Raw genomic sequence first — 6,281 nt, 5'->3', positions numbered from 1 at the left:
CCACCAGCATCCCCACACCCTCGGAGAAACCGGTGCCATCAGCAGCCCCCGCGAACGCCTTGCACCGACCATCGGCGGCCAGGCCGCGCTGACGGGAGAACTCCACGAACAGACCCGGTGTCGCCATCACCGTGACACCACCCGCGAGCGCCAGCGAGCACTCACCCGACCGCAACGCCTGCACCGCCAGATGCAACGCCACCAACGACGACGAACACGCCGTATCCACCGTCAGCGCCGGGCCCTCGAGCCCCAGGACGTACGCGATCCGGCCGGACATCACCGATGCCGAATTGCCCGTCCCTACATGGCCCTCGAACTCCTGCGGCTGATCTCCGCCCAAAAGGCTGACGTAGTCCTGACCGTTGGTGCCGGCGAACACCCCGGTCTCGCTGCCCCGCAGCGACCGAGGATCGATTCCCGCCCGCTCGAACGCCTCCCATGACGCCTCCAGCAGCAGCCGCTGCTGCGGGTCCATCGCCACCGCTTCACGTGGCGAGATGCCGAAGAAGTCGGCGTCGAACGCGGTCGCGTCATGGAGGAAGCCACCTGTCCGGGTGTACGAGGTACCCGGGTGGCCGGGGTCGCTGTGGAAGAGCCCGGCCAGGTCCCAGCCACGGTCCCCGGGGAACGCCGACATCGCGTCCCCGCCCTCGGTGAGGAGGTCCCACAGGTCCTCCGGCGAGCTCACCCCGCCGGGGAAGCGGCAGCTCATTCCTACGATCACGATCGGATCGTCGTCCACGAGGGAGCCGCTCGGCTCGGCGCGAAGAGGCTCCCCGACCGTCCCCAGCAGTTCCGACCGCGCGTACTCCGCCAGGGCCAGCGGGGTCGGGTAGTCGAATACGGCAGTGGCCGGGAGCCGCAGACCGGTCGCGGCACCCAGCCGGTTGCGGAACTCGACCGCCGTCACGGAGTCGAAGCCGAGCTCCTGGAAGGCACGGTGGGACGACACGGTTTCCGGGTCGGTGTGCCCGAGCACCGCCGCGACATCGCGGCGCACCAAATCGAGCAGCAGTCGCCGCTGTTCGGCCCCTTCGAGCACTGCCAGGCGCCCGCTGAGTCCGGATCGGTCCAGGTTCGTCTCCTCGACGACCGAAGCGGCCCCCGCGTCGATAAGTCGCCGTACCTCTGGGAGGTCGGCGAGCAAGGGGCTGGGGCGCGTCGCGGTGAAGGCGGCGTAATGGCGTTCCCATTCGATGTCGGCGACAGTGACCACCGCGTCGCCCTGTTCGACGGCCGTACGCAGAGCGGCCACCGCCAGCTCCGGCGACAGTGCGGGAACACCATGCCGCCGGGCCACCTCGCCGGCTTCGCCCTCTCCCATCCCGCCACCGGCCCACAGGCCCCAGGCCACCGAGGTCGCCACCAGGCCCTGGGCCCTGCGGTACTCGGCCAGTACGTCGAGGAAGGCATTGCCCGGTGCGTAGTTGCCCTGCCCCGGTGTGCCGACCGTCCCGGACAGGGAGGAGAAGAGCACGAACGCGGACAGTTCCATGTCACGGGTCAACTCGTGCAGATGCCTCGCACCGTCGACCTTGACGCGGAGCACCCGGTGCAGCTGCTCGGCGGTCAGGGACTCGACCGTCGCGTCGTCCAGCAGGGCGGCCGTGTGCACAACAGCCGTCAGCGGGCCGATGTCCGTCAGCAGCTCGGCCAGTTGGGCGCGCTCGGCCACGTCGCACACGGCCACCGTCACCGCCGCTCCGGCCGCTTCCAGGTCCGCCACGAGTGCGGACGCCCCAGGCGCGGCCATACCGCGACGGCTGGTCAGCACGAGGTGTTCCGCGCCCTGATGCGCCAGCCACCGCGCGATATGACCGCCCAGCGCTCCGGTGCCTCCGGTGACCAGTACGGTCCCGCTCGGCCGCCAGGACGGCTGGTCGGTCCGCAACGCGGGGGCATGGACGAGCCTGCGCCCGAAGGCCCCGACCGTCCGGATCGCGACCTGGTCCTCGCCCGAAACGCCCGACAGGACCCTTGCCAGCTGTTCCCGCGCCCTCGTGTTCACCTCGGTCGGCAGGTCGATGAGACCACCCCAGCTCAGGGGTTGCTCGAGTGCGATCACTCGGCCGACACCCCACACCAGTGCCTGCGCCCATGCGGACGCGAGGAGGGTGTCGGCGGGCCCGGTGGACACGGCGCGTTGGGTCAGACTCCACAGCGGGGCCTCCACCCCCACGTCGCCCAACGCCTGAGTCAGCAGTACCGTCATCGCGAAACCGATGGGCACGGAGGCGTAGTCCGGGTGCGGCCGCTGGTCCAGGGCGACCAGCGACACCACGCCGCTGACACTCGCCGCGCTCGCCGCGCTCGCCGCGCTCGCCGTGCTCGTCGTGCTCGTCGTGTTGCTCGTGTCGCTTGTAGTGGTCATGCTCGCCAGCAGGTCGGCCAGCACGGCACGATCCAGGTGACGCTCGTCCACCAGGCACACCACTGGCTCGGCCCCGTACTCGGCGAGCGTCTCGCTTACGCCGGAGACCCACTCATGGTCAGCGTCGGCCTGGGAAACCACGACCAGCCACGCGCCTGACAGCGTCGCGGGTCGGTTATCGACGAGCGGCTTCCAGTTGACCTGGTACCGGACGGTCTCCAGCGCGGACCGCTCGTGCCGCCTGCGGCGCCAGGCCGACAAGGCGGGCAGCAGATCGCCCAGTGAGGCGTCGTCGACCTGCAAGGTCGTTGCCAGTGATGCGGCATCTTCGCGCTCGACGGCCGCCCAGAACTCGCCGTCCGCAGTGGTGACGCCGGCGTCCCGGGCCATGTCCGGGGCGGTGGGCTCGACCCAGAAGCGCTCCCGCTGGAAAGGGTAGGTCGGCAAGTCGACGTACTGGGCACCGGTCCCTTCGAACGCCTGCCGCCAGTCCGTCGCCACCCCTCGTACGGACAGCTCGGCCAGCGTGGTGAGGAAGCGTGCCGGACCGCCGTCGTCGCGGCGCAGCGATCCGGTGACGACGATGTCGGTGGCGGTGTCGATAGCGGTGTCGGTGGTATCGGCGGTGTCCTGGATGCCGACGGTCAGCACCGGATGCGGACTGGCCTCGACAAACACCGTATGGCCAAGCTCCAACAACCCCTCAATCGCGGACCGGAACTCCACCGTCTCACGCAGATTCCGATACCAGTACTCCGCGTCCAACTCCACGGTGTCCATCAACCGCCCGGTCACCGTCGAAAAGAACGGCACCTCACCCGTACGCGGCCGCACCGACGCCAACGCCTCCGCCAACCCCTCCCGGATCCCCTCCACCTGCGAGGAGTGCGACGCGTAATCCACCGGAATCCGCCTGGCCCCCGGAAACTCCGCCAACACCCCATCCAGCACCTCAACAGACCCCGACACCACCGTCGACACCGGACCATTCACCGCCGCCACCGACAACCCCACACGACCCCGCAGCACGTCGGCGGAAACCGGAACCGACACCATCCCACCCCGACCCGACAGAGCCAGCAACGCCCTGCTCCGCAAGGCCACCACCCGCGCACCGTCCTCCAACGACAAACCCCCCGCCACACACGCCGCCGCGATCTCACCCTGCGAATGCCCCACCACCACCGACGGCACCACACCAAACGAACACCACAACTCCCCCAACGACACCATCACAGCCCACAACACCGGCTGCACCACATCAACCCGCCCCAACGCCACCTCATCACCCAACACATCCCACAACGACCACTCGACGAACGGAGCGAGCGCATCGGCACATTCACCCATCCACCCCGCGAACACCGGCGAGGACTCCAACAGCTCCAACGCCATCCCCACCCACTGCGACCCCTGCCCCGGGAAGACGAACACCACCCCGGAACGCGTGCGGGCCTCGCCAACCGCGCCACTGCCACCGGCCACAGCCTCCAGCCCACACAGCAGTTCATCGCGGTCCGCACCCACGACCACCGCACGGTGTGACAACACCGCGCGAGCCGACGCCAGCGACCAGCCGACATCGACCGGGCGCAGATCAGTATCGGCGCTCACGAAGGACCGAAGTCTGAGGGCATGTGCCCGTAGCCCCGCCTCACTCCGTGCCGAGAGCACCCACGGAACAGCTGGCGGTTCGGGAGTTCGCGCCGTGTCGGTCTCCTCGGGTTCGGCCACCGCAGATGCCTGTTCGAGGATCACATGCGCGTTGGTGCCGCTCACGCCGAACGAGGAGACCGCGGCGCGTCGCGGCGCTCCCGTCTGGGGCCAGGGGGACGCTTCGGTGAGCAGTGCGATCCGTCCGGCCGTCCAGTCCACATGGGGAGTGGGCTCGTCGATGTGCAGGCTCTGCGGCAGCACCCCGTGGCGCATCGCCATCACCATCTTGATCACACCAGCCACACCGGCCGCGGCCTGCGTATGGCCGATGTTGGACTTCACGGAGCCCAGCAGCAGCGGCCGATCCGGGTCCCGGTCCTGACCGTAGGTGGCCAGCAGAGCCTGCGCCTCGATGGGGTCGCCCAGCATCGTCCCCGTACCGTGCGCCTCCACCGCGTCCACGTCTTGGGAGGCGAGTCCGGCGTTCACCAGCGCCTGCCGGATCACCCGCTGCTGCGACGGACCATTCGGCGCCGTCAGGCCGTTGGAGGCGCCGTCCTGGTTGACGGCGGAGCCACGGATCACCGCCAGCACCCGGTGGCCGTTCCGCTCGGCGTCGGACAGCCGCTCCAACAGCAGCACGCCTACGCCTTCGCCCCAGCCGGTGCCGTCCGCGCCCGCCGCGAACGCCTTGCACCGGCCATCAGCGGCCAACGCGCCTTGTCGGGAGAACTCGGCGAACGCCGTGGGCGTAGCCATTACCGTGGCGCCGCCCGCAAGTGCCATACGGCATTCGCCCGAGCGCAGCGCCTGCGCGGCCAGGTGCATGGCCACCAACGACGACGAACACGCGGTGTCCACGGTGATGGCCGGGCCCTCGAGCCCGAAGGTGTAGGACAGTCGGCCGGACGCCACGCTCGCCGCGCTGCCGGTGGCCAGATGGCCGTCCGCACGCTGTGGTGCGTTACCGACGAGGGCGGCGTAATCCTGGCCGTTGGTGCCGACGAACACTCCGGTGGGACTGCCCCGCAACGCGTCCGCGGCGATCCCGGCCCGTTCGAAGACCTCCCACGAGGCCTCCAGCAACAGCCGCTGCTGCGGATCCATCGCGATCGCCTCGCGCGGCGAGATTCCGAAGAACGTGGGGTCGAACTCGGCCGCCGTGTAGAGGAAGCCACCCGCCCGGGCCGACGCGCCATCGGCTCCGCCGACGAGGTCCCAGCCGCGGTCCTGTGGGAAGGCGGAAATGGCGTCCGTCCCCGACTCCAGAAGCCGCCACAGCTCTTCGGGCGAGTCGACACCACCAGGGAATCGGCAGCTCATGCCGATGATCGCAATCAGGTCGTCATCCACCGGAGCCGTGGCGACCGTCGTCGAGAATGCTGCGGATCCTGCCCCGAGCAGTCGCTCCCGCAGGTGGCCGGCGAGAAGTTCCGGAGTGGGGTAGTCGAAGACGACCGAGGCAGGTGTCTGCACTCCGGTGGCCACCATGAGCCGATTGCGGAGTTCGATCGCGGTCAGGGAGTCGAAACCGGCTGACTGGAATGTCGCCGCGGTGTCGATCGCCGCCGGGGTGGCATGTCCCAGAACGACGGCCACCTGGCCACGTACGAGTTCAAGGACCGTCCGTTCCCGCTCGGCCGGGGGGAGGGCCCGTAGCCGGTCGACGAACTCGCCCGCCGCGGGAGTGGAATGAGTGGGGCCACCCAGCAGTTCACCGAGCAGCGGACTGGGCCGTACGGCGGTGAATCGGGAGCCGAAGTGCTCCCAGTCGATGTCCGCGATCATCAGTGCGGTCTCATCGTCGTCCAACGCTCGCTGAAGGGCTGCCAGCGCCAGCCGTGGTGCCATGGCCCGTGCATGCCCGACCCCCATGCCACTGTCCGCCCAAGCCCCCCAGGCCACCGACGTGGCCACCAGCCCCTCGGCCCGACGCCGCCACGCCAACCCATCCAGGACAGCGTTGGCCGCCGCATAACTCCCCTGACCCGCATTGCCCACAGTCCCCGCAGCCGACGAGAACAACACAAAAGCATCGAGGTCAATGTCACGGGTCAACTCATGGAGATGGCGGGCACCGTCGGCCTTGGCCCGCATCACCTCACGAATCCGCTCCGGAGCCAGCGATTCGAGCACCCCGTCGTCAAGGACGCCCGCCGCATGCACGATGGTACGCACATCCGGGATCGTCGCCAGAAGAGTGGCGAGCGCCTCACGATCGCCGACATCGCAGGCCACGATGCGCACTCGG

General features: G+C 69.4%; 1 protein-coding gene. It reads right to left on the bottom strand.

The annotated features are described in order from the left end of the window. Nucleotides 1–6,281, bottom strand: a 6,281-nt coding sequence (locus tag NP777_RS46340; protein WP_391858714.1) for a type I polyketide synthase, incomplete at both ends; no start/stop codon positions are given.

It is taken from the genome of Streptomyces rugosispiralis (genome assembly GCF_024505145.1).
GTDB classification, from domain to species: Bacteria; Actinomycetota; Actinomycetes; order Streptomycetales; family Streptomycetaceae; genus Streptomyces; species Streptomyces rugosispiralis.
The sequence above is the reverse complement of the archived record's forward strand: the minus strand, read 5'-3'. Positions and strand labels throughout refer to the sequence as shown.